Source organism: Pseudomonas promysalinigenes (genome assembly GCF_014269025.2).
GTDB lineage: Bacteria > Pseudomonadota > Gammaproteobacteria > Pseudomonadales > Pseudomonadaceae > Aquipseudomonas > Aquipseudomonas promysalinigenes.
The window spans coordinates 4,634,770-4,654,683 of record NZ_CP077094.1; the positions used below are offsets into that span (position 1 = coordinate 4,634,770).

Genomic DNA, 19,914 nt, shown 5'->3' on the forward strand with positions numbered 1-19,914 from the left:
CATGCGCATGCCGCAACCCTACATCTTCCGCACCGTCGAGCTGGACGACCAATCGATCCGAACCGCGGTGCGCCCAGGCAAGCCCCACCTGACGCCGCTGCTGATATTCAACGGCATTGGTGCGAACCTGGAGCTGGTGTTCCCCTTTATCGAGGCACTGGACCCGGACCTGGAAGTCATCGCTTTCGACGTCCCTGGCGTAGGAGGCTCGTCCACCCCGCGCCATCCGTATCGTTTTCCGGGCCTGGCCAAGCTGACCGCACGCATGCTCGACTACCTGGACTATGGCCAGGTCAACGTCATTGGCGTGTCGTGGGGCGGTGCCCTGGCCCAGCAGTTCGCCCATGATTACCCCGAGCGCTGCAAGAAGCTGGTGCTGGCGGCTACCGCTGCCGGGGCGGTGATGGTGCCGGGCAAGCCCAAGGTGCTATGGATGATGGCCAGCCCTAGACGCTACGTGCAGCCATCGCACGTCATCCGTATCGCGCCCATGATTTATGGCGGCGCCTTTCGCCGCGACCCGGAGCTGGCCCTGCACCACGCCGCAAAGGTGCGCTCAGGCGGCAAGCTGGGCTATTACTGGCAACTGTTCGCAGGGCTTGGCTGGACCAGCATCCATTGGCTGCACAAGATCCAGCAGCCGACCCTGGTGCTGGCCGGTGACGACGACCCGCTGATCCCATTGGTGAACATGCGCCTGCTGGCCTGGCGAATTCCCAATGCCCAGCTACATATTATCGACGACGGTCATCTGTTCCTTATTACGCGGGCCGAGGCCGTCGCCCCCATCATCATGAAGTTTCTCCAGCAAGAGCGTCAGCGCGCGGTCATGCACCCCAGCCCGGCCCCTGGTGGCTGAGCTGTCGCTTGCTGTTGCATGAACCTGTTCGTGGCCTGACAAGGGAGTGATCGCCATGAAAGAAAAGCCGGCCAGAGGAACGTCATCGCTGCCCGCCACCCGCATGAACGCACAGAACGCCATCCTTGGCCTGCGCGGTCGCGACCTGATTTCCACCTTGCGCAACGTTGGCCGCCATGGCCTGGGCAACCCGCTGCATACTGCCCGCCATCTGCTGGCCCTGGGTGGCCAGCTGGGGCGGGTGATGCTCGGTGACACGCCTTACCAGCCAAACCCGCGCGATGCGCGGTTCAGCGACCCGACATGGAGTCAGAACCCGTTCTACCGGCGCGGCCTTCAGGCCTACCTGGCCTGGCAGAAACAGACCCGCCTGTGGATCGAAGAAAGCCATCTGGACGAGGATGACCGAGCCCGTGCGCATTTTCTGTTCAACCTGATCAACGACGCCCTGGCACCGAGTAATTCGCTGCTCAATCCACTGGCGGTCAAGGAGTTGTTCAACACCGGCGGGCAAAGCCTGGTGCGTGGCGTGGCCCATCTGCTCGACGACCTTCGCCACAATGACGGCCTGCCCCGCCAAGTGGATGAGCGCGCCTTCGAAGTAGGCGGCAACCTCGCCGCCACCCCGGGTGCCGTGGTGTTTCGCAACCCGTTGCTAGAGTTGATCCAGTACAAGCCAATGAGCGAGAAGCAACACACGCGCCCCGTGCTGGTGGTGCCACCCCAGATCAACAAGTACTACATCTTCGACCTGCAGCCGCACAACAGCTTCGTCCAGTACATGCTCAAGAACGGCCTGCAGGTGTTCATGGTCAGCTGGCGCAATCCCGACCCGCGCCACCGTGAATGGGGCCTGTCGAGCTACGTGGAGGCCTTGGAGCAAGCGCTCAATGTTTGCCGCAGCATCAGCGGCAACCGTGACCCCAACCTGATGGGTGCCTGTGCTGGGGGCCTGACCATGGCCGCACTGCAGGGCCACCTGCAAGCCAAGCGGCAACTGCGCCGGGTACGCAGCGCCACCTACCTGGTCAGCCTGCTGGAAAGTAAATTCGACAGCCCAGCCAGCCTTTTCGCCGACGAGCAGACCATCGAGGCAGCCAAGCGTCGCTCGTACCAACGCGGCGTGCTCGATGGCGGGGAAGTGGCCCGGATCTTTGCGTGGATGCGGCCCAACGACTTGATCTGGAGCTACTGGGTCAATAACTACCTACTGGGCAAGACTCCACCGGCATTCGACATCCTGTACTGGAACGCCGACAGCACCCGCCTACCGGCCGCCTTGCATGGCGACCTGCTGGATTTCTTCAAGCTCAATCCGCTTATCCACGCAAAAGGCCTTGAGGTGTGCGGTACAGCGATCGACCTCAAGCAGGTCGACCTCGACAGCTTCACCGTGGCCGGCAGCAACGATCACATCACACCCTGGGATGCGGTGTACCGCTCGGCCATGCTGCTTGGTGGCGACCGGCAGTTCGTGCTGGCCAACAGCGGGCATATCCAGAGCATCATCAACCCGCCCGGCAACCCCAAGGCCTATTACCTGGAAAACCCCAGGCTCTCCAGTGACCCGCGCGCGTGGTTCCATGACGCACAGCGGCGCGAGGGCAGTTGGTGGCCGCTGTGGCTGGAGTGGATCACCCGGCGTTCCGGCCCGCTCAAAGCCCCCCGCGCCGAGCTGGGCAATGCAACCTATCCACCGCTGGGCCCTGCGCCGGGCACCTATGTCCTGACCCGATGAGCACGCCGACTGGATGAAGACCCGCGACCGTATCCTGGAATGCGCCCTGCAGCTGTTCAACCAGCAGGGCGAGCCCAATGTCTCGACCCTGGAGATCGCCAACGAACTGGGGATCAGCCCCGGTAACCTTTACTACCACTTCCATGGCAAGGAGCCCTTGATTCACGGCTTGTTCGACCGTTTCGAAGAAGCGCTGATGCCGCTGCTCGACCCGCCCCTGGAGCTACGCCTGGAGGCAGAGGACTACTGGTTGTTCCTGCATTTGATCGTCGAACGCATGGCCCAGTACCGCTTTCTGTTCCAGGACCTTTCCAACCTGACCGGGCGCTTGCCCAAACTGGCGCGGGGCATGCGCAGCCTGATCAATGCGCTCAAGCGCACGTTGGCGGCGCTGTTGGCGAGCCTGAAAGGTCAGGGGCAGGTGGTGAGTGAGACACAGGCGTTGGGGCAACTGGTGGAACAGATCACCCTGACCTTGATGTTCTCGCTGGATTACCAACGGGTGCTGGGGCGCGAAGGTGATGTGGGGATCGTGGTGTATCAGGTGATGATGCTGGTGGCACCGCATCTGCAGGAACGACCACGGGCAGCGGCGGAGCAACTGGCCCTGCGGTATCTGGAGGGCTAAGCCCATGGCGAGCGCAGTGCTGCGCTCAGCGCATTCGCGGGTAAACGCGCTTGCACAGGGTAAGACGACAACCCTGTACTCGCGTGTTTACCCGCGAAGCAGCCGACGAGGTGTCACGCTACTGGAGTGGCGTTCACCGGTGCCGACGCAGTGTTGTTGGCCGGGGCGGCGGCCGGAGCTGGGGCAGCAGTAGCAGCAGGTGCGCTGGCCGCTGGTGCGGCTGGTTTAGCGGCTGACTTGGCCGGCGCCTTTTTAACGGCAGGCTTCTTCGCTGCTGCAGGTTTTGCGGCAGGTTTGGCCGCTGTAGCTTTAGCCGCTGCTGGTTTGGCTGCAGGCTTAGCAGCAGCGGTTTTCGCTGCTGGTTTAGCCGCCGCGGTTTTCGCCGTAGCTTTGGCAGGCGCCTTTGCCAGTGGCTTGGCAGCGCTCTTGCTCGCCGCCGGCTTGGCTGGCGCAGCACGCGAGGAGACCGGGGTAACCGAGGCACCGGTCAACTTCTCGATCTGCTTGGTCAGGCTGTCGACCTGCTGGTGCAATGCCTTGATCTCGTTGCGGCTTGGCACGCCCAGGCGCGAAATAGCGCTGTTCAGGCGCTTGTCGAAGGCTTCTTCGAGCTCGCTCCATTTGCCCAACGCACGGTCCTTGACGCCCGATACCCGCGAAGTGGTCGAGGACTTGGCGCTGTCGGCCACATCTTCCGCGGTCTTCTTGGCTTGCTTCTCGGCTTTTTCGCCATCCTTGACCAACGATTCGAACAGCTTCGAGCCGTCCTGGTCGACCTTCGAATAGATACCCAGCCCCGCCAGCCAGATCTTGCGGGAGTACTTCTCGATCCCGCCGATCCAGGAGCTGCTTTCTTTGTCGGAATTCTTCTTGCCAGCCATCCTGCTCTCCTTATGGTTTGTGCGCGACGCGCTCGAGCAGCTCATGCAGCTGTTCAAGCTTGATGGACAACGCCTCAACGTCATGTTTAGACGGAATGCCAAGGCGATTCAAGGCGCGGCCTACCCGTGCGTCGAAAGCTTTTTCGATCTTGTCGAGTTGAATTTCGACCTTGCCGCGTACGCGATTGACCTCTTCGCTGGCTTCATCGATCTGGGAGTTGGCAGCATCGAGCTCTTGATCGATGCGTTTCTTGCCACGCTTTTCGACGCCTTCGCCGGCCTTCACCAGTTCCTGAAAGTAGTCGGAGCCTTCCTGGCCCACCCGCGCATAAGCGCCGATGCCCGCCAGCCAGATCTTGCGCGCGTAGCCGCGAACTTCGCCCAAGGTGCTTGGGGCGTCTTGTTTTTTCTTCACAGTCACTTTAGCCATGCTCTGTACCTCATGCTCATGAGTGGAGGAGGAACCTGCCCATGGAGGTTGGGCTTGAACATACGGTACGAGCCGAAATTAGAATTCTCACCCTAAGATCAACGCTCGGATCTATATACCGCACCCCTTTGCTACCCCCACGCCACCCTCGCCGCTCCCCCAGCAGGAGCACGCGATCCCATGCCCTCTATCACCGACATCCGTCCTCTGACGTTCAAGCAAATGGCCGCCGCCCGGTTCGCCGATCGGCCAACCTTGCGCCAAGTACTGGCCATAAGCGCCTTCGAAGCCATCGTGCAGCGCTATCCTTGGACCCGGCAGAACCATCCCCACCTGCATTCGGCGGACGCTCTGAGCGTGGTGCGAGCGGCCGGCCCAGGCCAGCCAAGCACCCGTAACTTGGTCGATACCCTGCTCGAGCATTTCGTCAGCGGCCAGAAAGTGACGTTGGCACCGTCTGACTACCTGAGCCTGGCCCCTCCCCTGATATTCCGGGCGCAAGACCATACACCGGTAATCGAACTCAATCCGGTAGTGCTCAACACGGTGTTCGACGAGCGCCTGGCGACCCTGAGCGAAGCCTTTCAGCTGGCACAGATCAGTTTCTGGAATGGCTGCAATAGCGACACCGAGGTGTCCCCCATCACTTGGCTCGAACAGCTTATCAAGGGCGCGTGGCTGCAGGCCCTCGAGAAACAGGGCCTGACTGCTGCCGATGAACAGTGCGTACATGATTTGATCGACCAGGCCAGCACTCCACCTGTGGCTTACGCCCTGCAAGTATCACTGGCTCAGGAAGGTGAGGAGCACAAGCCACTGTTGCCGGATGTTCTGCTCAGCCAGCGGACGGGCAGCGGACAAGGGTTTCTGTGGTGCAAGCCTTCAGGTAGCGTGCGCCGCTACGTGAACTTAGAAGCCTTTGCACAAGACCTGCATCGGGACCTCTGTGAGCGCTACACGTTCAGCGCCTGGAGCTGGGCGCGAATGCCGCTGAGCAGGCCCGTTTTCGCGTATCAGGCCGAACAGTTGCTCAATGTCATGCTGCAGCGTATCGCCCAGGTGCAACTTGGCTCGATCGCAGATGTGGCACATCTGGAGCGGGTGTACGCTGAGCTCAGCGACCCCTGCACAGCATTCAACGATTACGCCCATCCGCCCTTCCCAGGGTCAGCGCTGCCACTTCCGGATTGGCTGGCAAATGCCGATGCACAGGATCGTCTTGCCTATGCCCAAGCGCTGCTGCAGCTGTCATCAGGCCAATCCCAGGCCAAAGATACAAGTTCGCTGCAAGGCATCGAAAGCCTGAGCACGTATACGACGCGCCGGTTGCGCGAACAGATGCTCGCCGACCACCCCGGCACACCGCCCAGTAACCCCGAGCACATCGTCATCAGCCTTTCTGAACGTGTGCAGGTGTCCTCCGAAGGCCCTTGGCAGCTGCGCCTCGTCAAAACCATCAGCCTGCCTGAGCTTGCGATCACCAGGCTGCGCCCCGCTACCGAGCTGGTAGTCTCTGCTGTGCAAAGCGCTACCGCACATCCATTGGCGCCCTGGGTGACCCTTACCTATGTCAACTCGCTGATCCGTACCGTCGATGTTGCCGGTCAATATCCAGCCTATGTGCACGGCCTGCTGAACGACTCGGCCAGCAAAAGCTTGCGGGTTCAGCATTTTGCCAAAGAATGGCGCGCCAGCCTGCTGCTGTGTGCACTGAAAGCCAAAATAGACGGGGCGCTGGGTGAGCGCAGTTATCAGGCAGTGACCGATTACTGCCAGGGCCAGGCTCAAGCGCAAGGTAACCTGCAACTGGCACCGCTGGCCTTTTTCTGCGCCAGAGGCGCCAAGCGCAGCAATCGGGCCCATGGCATGTACCTGATCAAGCTCAACGACCCGCAAAGCTGGCTGCTCTACCGGCCATGGCTCAGCGATGCCGCACTGCGTGAGTTCGCCGGCCCAGACCAGCTGATGGAAAGCCTGCGCAGCGATCCCGCCCTGCAGCGCAGCGTATTGGCCTGGATGAGCGACGAAGCCAGGCCGATCTATGACAATGGTGGCTTCACGCACCCTCACTTGTATCCCACGCTCGAAGAAATCGCAGCGCTGCTCAACCCCCTGGGGCTTACCGCGCTGGATGCGATCCGCGCCCCGGCCGCGCTGGACTTCAAGCCCTGGGCGGACCACCTGGATCAGCAGCTCTATGACGACAAAGCCCTCGCCATGCTGCTGTTGGCGTCGCGCCAATCTACCTCCAACGCCGAGCTACGTTGGGACATGGTGGTGGAGTGTGCATGGCTGGCCTTCAACGTGGTTACCACCCCGCTGCGTGGGCCGGCAGCCACCGTGGTGTGGTTGGTGACTACGGCACTGAGCCTGAACAATGACTTGGCGGTGCTCGGCCAGGGATCAGAGCAGAGCGATATTCTGGCGGCAACCGACATTCTGCTGAGCGTTGCCATGCTACTGATGCACAAAACCCCTGCGCACAGCCCCAGCCCGCTACCGCCAGACGAGCGCCTGGTACGCATCACTGGGCCTGCCAAGCGACAGCCTGCAAGTGGTCACAGCACATCAGCGCCCCAGCCGGCCACCTGGGAAGCCGTACCTGTACATCCCGAATCACCTGCCTACCGGGTAACGCGTTGGGGTGATAGCCAACGCTTGGCGAATCTTTCGGCGCAGGCACGAGCTGCGCTTTCCCAACTGCGCGCACGGCCACAGCCGCAGGCACCGGCCTTACAGACCAGCGGACGCCTGCGCGGCTTGTACAAGGCCGAAGAACATTGCTACGTAAATCTACAAGGCACGTTCTACGAGGTTGAAGAGACCTTTACGGGCATCCGCATCATTGGGTCGGACACCCGTAAAGGCGAATGGACCGACCGCTGGGGTGGCGACTGGGATGGCTACCTCATCGTTGGTCGCGAGCGCGACAAGGGGCCATGGGTCGTACGCCGTAATGGTGAATGGGTGATCGACCTCAGTTTGGCCGGCGGCATGCCCAAATCCCGCCAGGCAGTGATGCAAGAGAACCGCAAGGCCTTGGCCGAATTACAGGCCAAGAGGGCGCAAAACGACGCGATGCTGGTGAAGTACGAGGCACTGCTGGACAGGAACTCCGAGCAGGTCAAACCGTTGGACGACGCCGCAAAGGCCCTCAGGTTGCTGCTCGAGGATTACCCAGGGGTATCGCTTGAAAACCTGCCAGAGCCCGTGCAAACACAAATGGACGAGTTGCAAGCCATGCGCAGAAGCCTGCGCAGCCAGCTTCAGGTACTGGTGCTGACCCATGAAAAGCAAGCTGAAATCCTGACTTCACAAGTGCAGGTCCTAGGCCAGATGAGTGAGCCTCGCTTCGCCAGGCAAGACCCTTCCGGCCTGGCTGCCTATGGCCTGGGTCAATGGTGGGAACAACTGCTCAACAACGATGTGCACATGATCCATCGCCTGCTTGAACTGACCGATTACACGCAGGTGCAGACGCAATCGCTGACACTGGCCAGTTTGCCATTCGGGGAGGAGTACATATCGGTTTACCAAGCTTACCGTGACAATCTGCAGCCGACGCTGGCACTGCACCAACGCATACTGGCTGCCACCGAGCGACTGGATCGCAATCTGGTCGAGGCGCTGCTGGACAACCGCATCCAGTTTGCCGGTAAACAAACGAAAATTGACAAGATCATCGCTCGACGCAAGTACTCGACCGTGATCACCCGCGCTCAGGTGCTGAGCGACCTGAGCCAGTTGGTCATCGACAGAGAGCGACTGACCGCCGAAAGCTTCGACGAGCTGCTGCGCATGCAGGCCGACTTGCGTTCGCTGGACTTCAAAGAAGCGCTGCTGAGCCACAACAGTATCCCTAGCGCCGATTTGCCGCTCGATGAGCAGGTCGAGGTCCTCAACAACGCCCTGCGCGAGTACCGCATCGCCCGCACCAAGGCCAGCTACCTGCTGTCGCTGAACGATCCGGCGTTGAACATTGTTCAGCTCGAAGCCTACATACGGGAAATGGGTGCCCTGGAATCACAGGCCGAGCGCGAGTTGAGCAACACCTTGCGCGAACGCGACGATGGCGCAGTTGCAATCGCCCAACCCGTCACTTATCGAGAGCGCAAAGGCAAACGCAAGCTGATCCGCACCAGCCGGGGCAGAGCCATTCTGGTCGAGCAAAACGGTGACGGCAGCCAGGCGCTGCTCAATGACCCGGTCACCGAACAGACCACCAGCCAATATCAGCGCCAAGGCGACGCTTGGGAGCAAGTGCCGGCCCCACCGGTCATCCATGGCCCTGCCTATCTGCGGCGTGTCGGAACGCGCTTGTTAGGCCGCAAGGCAGCTCAGATAGCCTTGGCCAGCCGCTATACCAATGAGCCCAATAGTTTGGCCGACCTGCTCGACTGGCATATGCAGGATATGAGCGATATCGCACAGCGCCTGCATGCTGGCCCTGCCGATGGGCACGCGCTTGCCGGTCAACTGGATCAAGCCATCGCCGACATGCAGGCAGAGAAACGCCGGTTGCTCACTGACGCCTACCTCAATACCAGGCACCCAGACAGTACGGCCCTGCGCTACCTGATCGAGCAGGACCAGGTGCAAGTCACCCTGGTCAAAGCCAGAAAACGGCTAAGCACCAATGACTACCTTGCCGTCTACACCATCGACCGCAAACAACCGCGGCAGCCGCTGTGGGAGGCGCACTTCCATTACACCCAGGAGCACGCGGCACCACGAGCGTTCGCCAAAGGTCATTTGAAGTTCAGCGAGCCCCGGGGGATGGGCCGGGATGAGCAGCTTCAACGGGCACTGGACCCGGCAGAACGTATCCGCATCTACCGAGGCGACCTGCGCCTGCGCGACATAGAGGGCCTGATCCCCTTCCCTGACAGCTGAAGCAGCGCTTCAGGCCAAGGCTTTATCAAGGGCGCGTTCGATCTCGCCCTTGATGGTGCCACCCATCATCGACAGCATCATACCGAGCTTGAGCTCCACCCGGATGCTGTCCTCGCCGATGTGCACACTGCCGTTGGCACCGCTGCGCGCTACGTCGACCCGATCACCGTTCCAGGTGGCCTTGAGGTCGTATTCGCGGCTGAGCTTGTCCACCAACGCTTCGGCCTTGGCGCGGGCGGCCTCGCGGCCGAGGGAGTGTTTGCGTTCGACGCTGATCTGGGTCATGCGGGCGTTCCTGGGCATATAGACATAATCGGCATTATGCCCGCCCCTGTTCCAAGGCACACCCCGCCAAGACAAATCCGCCGGTTCACCCTAGAATGGCGGTAATTTTTTCCGGTGAAGCGATATGAACGACCAGCGCAAAGGCGAACACGCCGAACCCACCACCCATTTTGGCTACCAGGACGTCCCTGAAAGCCAGAAGGCCAAGAAGGTCGCCGAGGTTTTCCACTCCGTGGCCGCCAAGTACGACTTGATGAACGACGTGCTCTCCGGCGGCATGCACCGCCTGTGGAAGCGGTTCACCATCGAGCTGTCGGGCGTGCGCGCCGGCAACCGGGTGCTCGACATCGCCGGCGGCACCGGTGACCTGGCCGCCAAGTTCTCCCGCCTGGTCGGCCCGACCGGCCAAGTGGTGCTTGCCGACATCAACGAGTCCATGCTCAAGGTCGGCCGTGACCGCCTGCTAGACCGTGGTGTGGCTGCCAACATCGAGTTCGTCCAGGCCGATGCCGAGAAGCTGCCCTTCCCCGACAACCACTTCGACTGCGTGACCATCGCCTTCGGCCTGCGCAACGTCACCCACAAGGACGCAGCCATTCGTTCGATGCTGCGTGTGCTCAAGCCCGGCGGGCGCCTGTTGATCCTGGAGTTCTCCAAACCCACCAACAAGCTGATGTCCAAGGCTTACGATGCCTACTCGTTCGCCTTCATGCCGTTGGCCGGCAAGCTGATCACCAATGATGCCGACAGCTACCGCTACCTCGCCGAGTCGATCCGCATGCACCCCGACCAGGAAACCCTCAAGAGCATGATGGTCGAGGCCGGTTTCGACCGCGTCACTTACCACAACATGACCAGCGGTATCGTGGCCGTGCACCGGGGAATCAAACCCTGATGCTGCTGGCCGGGCTGCTCGCCAGCATCGAACATGGCCTGAACCGGGTCCTGCGCATGGACAGCACGGCCCTGCCGCGGCTGGCCGCGCTGGAAGGCAAGGCCATCGAAATCGACTGCCGCCAACCGGCCATGAAGGTGTTCATCCTGCCCGATGAACAAGGCCTGATGCTCGCCGCCCACTGGGAGGGTGAGGTCCATTGCAGCCTGCGCGCTCCGGCTGGCAGCCTGGTGCAACTGGCGGTGGCCAAGGACAAGACTGCCGTGCTGCACAGCCCTCAGGTCGAACTGCATGGCGACAGCGCCGTGCTGCTCGACCTTTTCGGGGTGCTGCAGGACCTGGAACTGGACTGGGAGCACGAGCTGCAGCGCTGGCTCGGCCCGGTAGCCACCGCGATGCTGGCCGGCCACATACGCTTGCGTGCACGCTGGACCCGCCAGGGCCTGGCACGTTTCAGCCAGAACCTGGCCGAATACCTGGCCGAGGAATCACGCACCCTGGTAGGGCAGCGTGAAGCCGAAGCCGCCTTCAGCGAGCTCGACACCCTCAAGCTCGACATCGAACGTCTCGAGGCGCGCCTGCAGCGCCTCTCCCGATCCCTTGATACCAGCGGTAACGCATGAAGCTGCTCGCCGTCCGACGTCTCTTTCGCATCCAGCGCGTGGTAATTCGCTACCGCCTCGATGACCTGTTGTTCGACCAGCCCCAACTGCCCTGGTGGCTGGCCAGCCTGCGCCTGCTGATGCCTTGGCGCTGGCTGCCACGCAAGGCTTCCGAGCTCAGCCGTGGTGCCCGCCTGCGCCTGGCACTGCAGGACCTGGGGCCAATCTTCATCAAGTTCGGCCAGTTGCTGTCGACGCGCCGCGACCTGCTGCCGAGCGACATCGCCGATGAGCTGATGTTGCTACAGGACCGAGTGCCGCCGTTCGATCCCAAGCAGTCGGTGGCGCTGATCGAGGCACAACTGGGCGCCCCCGTGGCGCAGCTGTTCAGCCGTTTCGACGTCGAACCGCTGGCCTCTGCTTCGGTCGCCCAGGTGCACGCCGCACGCCTGAAAAGCGGTGAAGAAGTGGTGGTCAAAGTGGTGCGCCCGGGGTTGAAGCCGGTGATCGCCCAAGACCTGGCCTGGCTATTCCTGATCGCCAAGGCCGCTGAACGTGCCTCGGCCGATGCCCGCCGCCTGCACCCGGTGGAAATCGTCGGCGACTACGAGAAAACCATCTACGACGAACTCGACCTGCTGCGCGAGGCGGCCAACGCCAGCCAGCTGCGGCGCAACTTCGAGGGGTCCGAGTTGATGTACGTGCCCCAGGTGTACTGGGACCTGTGCCGCCCCAAGGTGCTGGTGATGGAGCGCATCTATGGCGTGCCGGTGACCGACATGGTGACCCTGGCCGATCAGCGCACCGACATGAAGATGCTGGCCGAGCGCGGTGTGGAGGTGTTCTTCACTCAGGTATTCCGCGACAGTTTCTTCCACGCCGACATGCACCCAGGCAACATCTTCGTGAGTACTGTGAAACCCTGGAGCCCGCAGTACATCGCCATCGACTGCGGCATCGTCGGCAGCCTGACCGCCGAGGACCAGGACTACCTGGCGCGCAACCTGATCGCTTTCTTCAAGCGTGATTACCGCCGTGTTGCCGAGCTGCACATCGACTCGGGCTGGGTGCCGGCGCACACCAAGGTCAACGAGTTCGAAGCGGCGATCCGCACTGTGTGCGAGCCTATCTTCGAAAAGCCGTTGAAGGACATCTCCTTCGGCCAGGTGTTGATGCGCTTGTTCCAGACTGCACGGCGCTTCAACATGGAGGTGCAGCCGCAGCTGGTGCTGTTGCAGAAAACACTGCTCAACATCGAAGGCCTGGGCCGCCAGCTGTATCCAGAGCTGGACCTGTGGAGCACTGCCAAGCCGTTCCTGGAGCGCTGGATGCGCGAGCGCATGAGCCCCAAGGCGGTGCTTGGCAACCTGTACAGCCAGGCCGAACAGCTTCCGCACCTGGCGGGCATGACCCGCGACCTGCTCGAGCGCCTGTCGCAGCCTCATCTACAAGACCCGCAACTGCCAGAACGTCGCCGCCTGGGCGACCGATGGGCATTGCGCCTGCTTGGCGCCGGTTTGCTCGGTGGCGGTGCGGTACTGGCCACCGGCGCCGCCGAGGCCGCCAGCCTGGCCGCTCCGGCTGCCTGGCCAGCCTGGCTGATGCTGGCCGCCGGCCTTTACCTGATCGTGCGCCAATAGCCAGCCGCGCTGCTGGCTGGCACACTAGCGCAAAGGGCCCGGCACAGGAGCGGGCCCGTTTTGGAGTCGACGATGAAAGACTGGCTGGACGAGATCAAGTGGAACAGCGATGGCCTGGTACCGGCGATCGCCCAGGACCACAAGACCGGACGCGTGCTGATGATGGCCTGGATGAACCGCGAATCACTGGCCCTGACCGCCGCCGAACAACGCGCCATCTACTGGTCGCGTTCCCGTGGCAAGCTGTGGCGCAAGGGCGAAGAGTCCGGCCACGTGCAGAAGCTGCATGAAATGCGCCTGGACTGCGATGCCGACGTGATCATCCTGATGGTCGAGCAGCTAGGCCACATCGCTTGCCATACTGGCCGCGAAAGCTGCTTTTACCGCGTCTTCGAAGACGGCCAGTGGAAAACCGTCGACCCGGTTCTGAAAGACCCGGATGCCATCTATAGCGCAGGACACTGACATGAGCGACACCCTGAACCGCCTGGCCCAAGTGCTCGAAGCGCGCAAACTTGCAGCGCCCGACAGCTCGTACGTGGCCAGCCTGTACCACAAGGGCCTGAACAAGATCCTCGAAAAGCTTGGCGAAGAATCGGTCGAGACCATCATCGCGGCCAAAGACGCCGCCGTGAGCCAGGATTACAGTGATGTCATCTATGAAACCGCAGACCTGTGGTTCCATAGCCTGGTCATGCTCAGTGCGCTGGGCCAGCACCCACAAGCGGTGCTTGATGAACTGGAGCGCCGTTTCGGGCTTTCCGGGCACGATGAAAAAGCCGCGCGCCAACCTTCGGCCTGAGCACATTGCATTCTAGGAGAGCACCATGGGTATTTTTGACTGGAAACACTGGATCGTTCTGCTGATCGTCGTAGTCCTGGTCTTCGGCACCAAGAAGCTGAAGAACTTCGGCAGCGACCTTGGTGAGTCGATCAAGGGCTTTCGCAAAGCCATGAACGAAGAAGAAACCAAGCCGGCCGAGCAGACCCCACCGCCCGCCCAGCCAGTGCCGCCAGTGCCGCCGGTGCAGAACACCGCGCAGCAGCCCCAAGGCCACACCATCGAGGGCCAGGCCCAGCCGGTCCAAGAGCCACAGCGGAAAGACTGACCCATGTTCGGCATCAGTTTCAGCGAGCTGCTGCTCGTCGGCCTCGTCGCCTTGTTGGTGCTCGGCCCCGAGCGCCTGCCGGGCGCTGCGCGTACAGCGGGCCTGTGGATAGGCCGGCTGAAACGCAGCTTCAATACGATCAAGATGGAAGTGGAGCGCGAAATTGGTGCCGACGACATTCGCCGCCAATTGCACAACGAGCACATCCTGCGGATGGAAGAGGAAGCCAAGCGCATCCTCAACCCGCAAAGCCCGCCCGCGCCTTCGCCCACCGCCACCCCGCCCGCTGCTGCGCCTGCGGTAACGCCGGCAGTGCCGACAGCTGCGCCTGAATCGCCCGATCAGCCTCAACCGCCGCGAGCCCCATGAGCGAAAATCCGGAACACGACCAGCCCATGCCGCTGGTTTCGCACCTGACCGAACTGCGTACCCGCCTGCTTCGCTGTGTGGCGGTCATCTTCCTGATCTTCGCGGGGCTGTTCTCCTTTGCCCAGCAGATCTACACCCTGGTGTCGGCACCCCTGCGCGAGCATTTGCCGGCCAACGCCACGATGATCGCCACCGACGTGGCTTCGCCGTTCCTGACGCCGTTCAAACTGACCATGATCGTCTCGCTGTTCCTGGCGATCCCGTTCATTCTCCAGCAGATCTGGGGCTTTATCGCGCCAGGGCTGTACCGCCATGAAAAGCGCATCGCCATTCCATTGCTGGTGTCCAGCATCCTGCTGTTCTACGCAGGCATGGCGTTCGCCTATTTCCTGGTGTTCCCATTGATGTTCAAGTTCTTCGCCGCCGCCACTCCTGCGGGCGTCGCGATGATGACCGACATCGCCAACTACCTCGACTTCGTGATGACGCTGTTCTTCGCCTTCGGCGTAGCGTTCGAAATTCCGGTGGCTGTGGTACTGCTGGTGTGGATCGGCGTGGTTGACGTGAAGTATCTGAAGAAGATCCGCCCTTACGTGATCATCGGCTGCTTCGTGGTCGGCATGATCCTCACCCCGCCCGACATCTTCTCGCAGACCCTGCTTGCGGTGCCAATGTGGCTGCTGTTCGAGATCGGCGTGCTATGCGGCAGCCTGATCCGCAAACGCAGCGAAGCCGAAGACAACGCCACCAACGACCCTAACGACCAGCCGCCAGCGACCCAGCCGTGAACCTGTTACTCCTCGAAGAGGCCGACTTCGTCGCGGCCGACCGCGTCGTTCTGGCTGATCGGCGCTTGACCCATATGCAAGACATCCACCGTGTCGCCGTAGGCGACACACTTCGCGTCGGGCGCATCGATGGGTTGATGGGCACGGCGATGGTGCTGCGCCTGGAACGGCACGAAGCCGAGCTGCAAGTCGCTTTCGATCGACCACCACCGGCCAAGTTGCCATTGACCCTGGTGTTGGCCGTACCACGGCCCAAAATGCTTCGCCGGTTGTTCCAGACCGTCGCCACCCTGGGCGTGCCGCGTTTGATCCTGGTCAACAGCTACAAGGTCGAGAAGAGCTTCTGGCAAACCCCATTCCTCAACCCCGAAAGCATTCGTGAAAACCTGATCCTTGGGTTGGAACAAGCCCGCGACACGGTACTGCCCCAGGTCATCATCGAAAAGCGCTTCAAACCGTTCGTCGAAGATCGCCTGCCGGCCATCGCCCAAGGCACACTCGGGCTGGTCGGCCACCCTGGCCCCTACCCCGCCTGCCCGCGCGCCGTCGAGGGGCCTGTGACCCTGGCGATTGGGCCGGAGGGAGGTTGGATTCCGTATGAAGTGGACTTGCTCGGCAACGCGGGCCTTGCCCCCGTGCAACTGGGTGAGCGCATCTTGCGTGTGGAAACCGCTGTAACAGCCTTGCTCTCGAGGATTTTCTGACGAGCGGGTCAGCTTTAAGCTGTAAAGTTTCCCCAGCGCAAGCCGATGGTGTGGGCAATACCACAAAAATACTGCCACGCTGCCGGGGAGTCGAACATGTACCAATGGTTTTCCCAATCGCTGGGAAATATAAGCGTCAATCGCAAGCTGGGGCTGGGCTTTGGCCTGGTGTTGCTGCTGACCTTGGCCATCACCTTCACCGGCTGGCAAGGGCTGGACAGCGTCACCGCAAGGGGTGACAAGCTGGGCAACATTTCGGTGATTCACCAGTACACCCAGGATCTGCGCATCGCCCGCCAGCACTACCAGCGCGACCGCAACGAGGCGGCCATCGGTGAGATGGAAAAAGCACTGGGTATCCTCGAGCGTCAGGTCGACATGATGCTCGGGCAAATCGAGCAACCCATCGACCAGCAGCGGCTCAAGCAACAGCAGGCCGCCGTTGCCCAGTATCAGCAAGCCTTCAACGACCTCAAGCAAGCCGGCCAACGCCGCGAAGCTGCCCGCGCGGTGCTGGGTGACAGCGCCGACAAGGCGGCCGGGCTGATCGACCGGGTCGAGCAGCGCCTGCTGCAGGGCGGCGACATCGGCCAGTATCGCCAAGCCGTGGAGGTCAGTGCGCTGGTGCAGCAGGCACGCTTCCAAGTGCGTGGCTACACCTACAGCGGCAACGCCGAATATCAGCAGACTGCGCTCAAGGCCATCGACCAGGCACTGAGCGAGCTCAAAGCTCTGCCTGCCAGGTTGCCTGCCGAATACGCCGCCAGCCTGGACGATTCGGCCACTGCCCTGGCCGCCTACCGCGATGCGGTGACCCAGTTCGGCGATGCTCAAGGTGCCAGCGAGCAGGCCCTGGAGCGCATCACTGAGCAAGGCTCGGTCCTGCTGAAGAACAGTGAAGCCATGACCCTCTCGCAGACCGAGGTCCGCGATGCCGGTACGCACAAAGCCAAAATCATGCTCGGCGGCGCCAGCGCCCTGGCCATCGTCCTGGGCCTGCTGGCCGCTTGGGCGATCACCCGACAGATCATCGTCCCCCTGCGCCATACCCTCGCTGCCGCGGAGCGCGTGGCCAATGGAGACCTGCGCCAGGACCTGGACACCACCCGCCGCGACGAACTCGGCCAGTTGCAGGCCAGCATGCAACGCATGACCCAAGGCCTGCGCGAACTGATCGGCGGTATCGGCGATGGCGTGACACAGATCGCCAGCGCTGCCGAAGAGCTGTCGGCGGTCACCGAACAGACCAGCGCCGGGGTCAGCAATCAGAAGGTCGAAACCGACCAGGTCGCCACTGCGATGAACGAAATGGCTGCCACCGTGCACGAAGTAGCTCGCAATGCCGAGCAGGCCTCCGAAGCCGCTGCCATGGCCGATCAGCAGGCGCGAGAAGGCGACCGGGTGGTCAGCGAAGCAGTGGCGCAGATCGAGCGCCTGGCCGGCGAAGTGGTCAACTCCAGCGAGGCGATGAACCAGCTCAAGGCCGAAAGCGACAAAATCGGCAGCGTGCTGGATGTGATCAAGTCGGTGGCCCAACAAACCAACCTGCTAGCGCTCAACGCGGCCATCGAAGCGGCCCGTGCCGGTGAAGCCGGGCGTGGCTTTGCGGTAGTGGCCGACGAGGTGCGCAGCCTCGCCCAGCGCACCCAGCAGTCCACCGAGGAGATCGAAGAGCTGATCGCCGGGCTGCAAAGCGGCACCCAGCGCGTCGCCAGCGTGATGGACGCCAGCCGCCAGTTGACCGACAGCAGCGTCGAACTGACCCGTCGTGCCGGTAGTTCGCTGGAAACCATCACCCACACGGTGTCGTCGATCCAGGCCATGAACCAGCAGATTGCCACGGCAGCCGAGCAGCAGAGCGCTACAGCCGAAGAAATCAACCGTAGCGTCATGAACGTGCGTGATATCTCGGACCAGACTTCGGCAGCCAGCGAGGAAACCGCCAGCTCGAGCGTGGAACTGGCACGGTTGGGCACCCATTTGCAGGGGCTGGTCGGGCGATTCCGGCTCTAACGCCTCACAAAGTGAGCTGAATTTTCCTACAGCACTTTCAGGTCAAGTCCTACGGGCTCTCCGCCGATGGGCAGGGATAGGATGCCAGCATTCCGCCAGCACCCTACCCCCTCATCTGGACGGAGATCTGCCATGTTCGGCTACCTCAATTACAGGCTCGGCAACATCAGTGTCGGCGCCAAGCTCGCCCTGGGCTTCGCCGTGGTACTGGCACTCACCCTGGCGACCACGATCAGCGGCTGGCGCGCGCTGGACGGCGCCATCACCCGCTCGGAACAACTTAGCGAAATTGGCCGCATCAACGACTTGGCCAAAGACCTGCGCGCCGAGCGCATTACCTACAGAGTGCTCGCCGACGACACCAGCAAAGCCAAGATCGCTGGCATTCTTCAGCAACTGGAAGCCACGGTGACCACTTTGCAGCAACGCAGCAAGGTCGATGAGTCACGCGAGTTGCTGACCCATAAGCTGCCGCTGCTGCAGCAACTTCGCGAAAGTTTCACCGCACTGCAGCGCAACGTCGATGAGCGTCACGCGCTTCGCACGGCCATGCAGGCCCAGGAAGAAAAACTCAACGACGCCATCGATGCTCTGCAAACCCAGGCCCTGTTGAAGATGCCGGCAGACAGCCAAGGCAACCTGCTTGGCCTGATGGATAGCCTGAGCCAGCAGGTGGACACCGCCAACCAGCAGAGTCTGGTGCCCGCCTACACCTTCTCGCCGCTTGAAGACTTCGCCACGGTCGGTGACAGCGCATTGAACATCGCCGACACCAGCCTCGCTCAGCTCGTCACCGGCCTGGCGCCCCTCGGGCTGCCACGTACGCTGACCGAACAGCCGGGCATCGAGCTGAAAAAATACCGAACCAGTCTGGCCCAGTATCGCGTCACGGCCCTTAAGGTCGAACAGCTGCAAAATGAAATGGAAAAGATGGGCGACGAGGTCCGGGGGATCAGCCTTTCGCTGAGCGAGCGTAAAGTGGAGCAGCGTGACAGGGAAGCATTGGCTGCTCGCTCGCTGCTTACCAGCGTGGCGTTGTTGGCCCTGGTCGTAGGCGTCGTCGCCGGCTGGCTCATCACCCAGCAGATCACCCAGCCGCTGCGCCAGACGCTGACGCTGGCCGCGCGAATCGCCAAAGGCGATCTGAGCACGCTGGAGCCTGTGCGGCGCCGCGACGAGATGGGGCAATTGCAGGCCAGCATGCGCGAAATGACCGTGAGCCTGCGTGAGCTGATCGGCGGTATCGACCATGGCGTTGGCCACCTGTCCCAGGCGGCGTCGCAGCTGGCCGCCAGCAGCGAGGACACCAAGCTGCGCATCAACCAGCAGCGCGAAGAAACCGACCAAGTGGCCACCGCCATGAACCAGATGAGCGCAACGGTGCAAGAAGTGGCGCAGAACGCTGAACATGCCTCGTTCGCGGCCACCAATGCAGACCAGCAGGCGCAATTGGGCGATCAGGTGGTGGCTCAAGCCATTGGCCGGATCGAGCAGTTGGCACGGCAGATGGATGCGTGCCTGAACGCCATGCAGCACCTGGCCGGCGAGAGCCAGCGCATCGGCAGCATCCTGGTGGTGATCAAGTCAGTGTCGGAACAGACCAACCTGCTGGCACTCAACGCAGCCATCGAAGCTGCCAGGGCCGGCGAAGCGGGCCGTGGTTTTGCCGTGGTGGCCGACGAGGTGCGCGGGCTGGCGCAGCGTACCCAGCAATCCACCGAAGAAATCGAACAACTGATCCACAGCCTGCACAGCGGCACCGACGAGGTCACCCGCCTGCTCGATGACAGCAAACAGCTGACCGAGCAGAGCGTGGAGCTCAGCCGCAGAGCTGGGCAGGCGCTGGCGCAGATCACCGATACCGTGTCGAGCATTCAGGGGATGAACCAACAGATTGCCACGGCCAGCGAGCAGCAAAGCGTCGTGGCCGAACAGATCAACCGTAGCGTGATCAGCGTGAGGGATGCCTCGGACCAGACCAGTGCGGCCAGTGAGCAGACGGCAGCCTCCAGTGGTGAGCTGGAGCAGCTGGGGCAGCAGTTGCGGGGGATGGTGGGGCGATTCAACCTTTGAGATACAG

Annotated in this window: 17 protein-coding genes and 3 pseudogenes; 17 read left to right on the plus strand and 3 right to left on the minus strand. The window is 62.2% G+C overall.

Features of this window, described 5'->3' with window-relative positions:
* Positions 1-7: 7 nt before the first annotated feature.
* The 3 genes from phaZ to HU725_RS21050 are packed head-to-tail and all read left to right on the plus strand — an operon-like array spanning position 8 to position 3,225.
* On the plus strand, positions 8-859 hold the full coding sequence (gene phaZ, locus HU725_RS21040; RefSeq protein ID WP_060478197.1) for a poly(3-hydroxyalkanoate) depolymerase: 852 nt from the start codon (positions 8-10) through the stop codon (positions 857-859).
* Positions 860-914: 55 nt separating this feature from the next.
* On the plus strand, positions 915-2,597 hold the full coding sequence (gene phaC, locus HU725_RS21045) for a class II poly(R)-hydroxyalkanoic acid synthase (protein ID WP_186476315.1): 1,683 nt from the start codon (positions 915-917) through the stop codon (positions 2,595-2,597).
* 13 nt (positions 2,598-2,610) lie between these two features.
* The gene (locus HU725_RS21050; RefSeq protein ID WP_060478181.1) at positions 2,611-3,225 is read left to right on the plus strand and encodes a TetR/AcrR family transcriptional regulator; all 615 of its coding nucleotides are present in this window, start codon (positions 2,611-2,613) and stop codon (positions 3,223-3,225) included.
* A gap of 113 nt (positions 3,226-3,338) precedes the next feature.
* Here HU725_RS21050 and HU725_RS21055 read toward each other — a convergent pair whose 3' ends face one another.
* Complete coding sequence (locus tag HU725_RS21055) at positions 3,339-4,106, minus strand: phasin family protein (protein WP_186476314.1); 768 nt, start codon at positions 4,104-4,106, stop codon at positions 3,339-3,341.
* Between the two features lie 10 nt (positions 4,107-4,116).
* Complete coding sequence (locus HU725_RS21060; protein ID WP_186476313.1) at positions 4,117-4,536, minus strand: phasin family protein; 420 nt, start codon at positions 4,534-4,536, stop codon at positions 4,117-4,119.
* A 180-nt stretch (positions 4,537-4,716) separates the two neighbouring features.
* Between HU725_RS21060 and HU725_RS21065 the strand changes: the two genes are divergently transcribed.
* Complete coding sequence (locus HU725_RS21065; protein WP_225915502.1) at positions 4,717-9,429, plus strand: DUF6543 domain-containing protein; 4,713 nt, start codon at positions 4,717-4,719, stop codon at positions 9,427-9,429.
* A gap of 9 nt (positions 9,430-9,438) precedes the next feature.
* On the opposite strand, the gene HU725_RS21070 is transcribed toward HU725_RS21065, so the two are convergent.
* Positions 9,439-9,714, minus strand: a complete 276-nt coding sequence (locus tag HU725_RS21070) for a polyhydroxyalkanoic acid system family protein (protein WP_079229996.1) — start codon at positions 9,712-9,714, stop codon at positions 9,439-9,441.
* Positions 9,715-9,838: 124 nt separating this feature from the next.
* On the opposite strand from HU725_RS21070, the gene ubiE reads away from it, so the two are divergent.
* The 13 genes and pseudogenes from ubiE to HU725_RS23260 all read left to right on the plus strand — a co-directional run bounded on the left by ubiE (position 9,839) and on the right by HU725_RS23260 (position 19,907).
* The gene (ubiE, locus tag HU725_RS21075) at positions 9,839-10,609 is read left to right on the plus strand and encodes a bifunctional demethylmenaquinone methyltransferase/2-methoxy-6-polyprenyl-1,4-benzoquinol methylase UbiE (RefSeq protein WP_060478185.1); all 771 of its coding nucleotides are present in this window, start codon (positions 9,839-9,841) and stop codon (positions 10,607-10,609) included.
* The gene (locus HU725_RS21080) at positions 10,609-11,232 is read left to right on the plus strand and encodes a ubiquinone biosynthesis accessory factor UbiJ (RefSeq protein WP_186476312.1); all 624 of its coding nucleotides are present in this window, start codon (positions 10,609-10,611) and stop codon (positions 11,230-11,232) included. Before ubiE ends, HU725_RS21080 begins: the two co-directional genes overlap by 1 nt.
* Positions 11,229-12,851 carry a ubiquinone biosynthesis regulatory protein kinase UbiB gene (ubiB, locus tag HU725_RS21085; RefSeq protein ID WP_060478187.1) on the plus strand — a complete coding sequence of 541 codons (1,623 nt, stop codon included), beginning with the start codon at positions 11,229-11,231 and terminating at the stop codon, positions 12,849-12,851. The genes HU725_RS21080 and ubiB overlap by 4 nt, the downstream gene beginning before the upstream one ends.
* Before the next feature lie 72 nt (positions 12,852-12,923).
* A complete protein-coding gene (gene hisI / locus HU725_RS21090; RefSeq protein ID WP_027592414.1) occupies positions 12,924-13,316 on the plus strand; it encodes a phosphoribosyl-AMP cyclohydrolase in 393 nt (130 codons plus the stop codon).
* A gap of 1 nt (position 13,317) precedes the next feature.
* A complete protein-coding gene (locus HU725_RS21095; protein ID WP_186476311.1) occupies positions 13,318-13,653 on the plus strand; it encodes a phosphoribosyl-ATP diphosphatase in 336 nt (111 codons plus the stop codon).
* Positions 13,654-13,678: 25 nt separating this feature from the next.
* Positions 13,679-13,960: a twin-arginine translocase TatA/TatE family subunit gene (locus tag HU725_RS21100; RefSeq protein ID WP_060478189.1), complete on the plus strand. Its 282-nt coding sequence runs from the start codon at positions 13,679-13,681 to the stop codon at positions 13,958-13,960.
* 3 nt (positions 13,961-13,963) lie between these two features.
* Positions 13,964-14,346, plus strand: a pseudogene (gene tatB / locus HU725_RS21105) (Sec-independent protein translocase protein TatB); the annotation flags it as partial.
* Complete coding sequence (gene tatC, locus HU725_RS21110) at positions 14,326-15,117, plus strand: twin-arginine translocase subunit TatC (protein ID WP_186476309.1); 792 nt, start codon at positions 14,326-14,328, stop codon at positions 15,115-15,117. The pseudogene tatB and the gene tatC, both read left to right, overlap by 21 nt.
* Entirely contained in the window at positions 15,114-15,821 is a 708-nt protein-coding gene (locus HU725_RS21115; RefSeq protein ID WP_060478192.1) for a 16S rRNA (uracil(1498)-N(3))-methyltransferase, read from the plus strand. Before tatC ends, HU725_RS21115 begins: the two co-directional genes overlap by 4 nt.
* A 96-nt stretch (positions 15,822-15,917) precedes the next feature.
* A pseudogene (locus tag HU725_RS23245) lies at positions 15,918-16,979 on the plus strand (methyl-accepting chemotaxis protein); the annotation flags it as partial.
* 141 nt (positions 16,980-17,120) lie between these two features.
* Positions 17,121-17,834: a methyl-accepting chemotaxis protein gene (locus tag HU725_RS23250; RefSeq protein ID WP_409489148.1), complete on the plus strand. Its 714-nt coding sequence runs from the start codon at positions 17,121-17,123 to the stop codon at positions 17,832-17,834.
* Positions 17,835-17,966: 132 nt separating this feature from the next.
* Positions 17,967-19,004, plus strand: a pseudogene (locus tag HU725_RS23255) (methyl-accepting chemotaxis protein); the annotation flags it as partial.
* Between the two features lie 198 nt (positions 19,005-19,202).
* Positions 19,203-19,907, plus strand: coding sequence for a methyl-accepting chemotaxis protein (locus tag HU725_RS23260; protein WP_397467404.1), 705 nt, complete (start codon positions 19,203-19,205; stop codon positions 19,905-19,907).
* Positions 19,908-19,914: the final 7 nt, after the last annotated feature.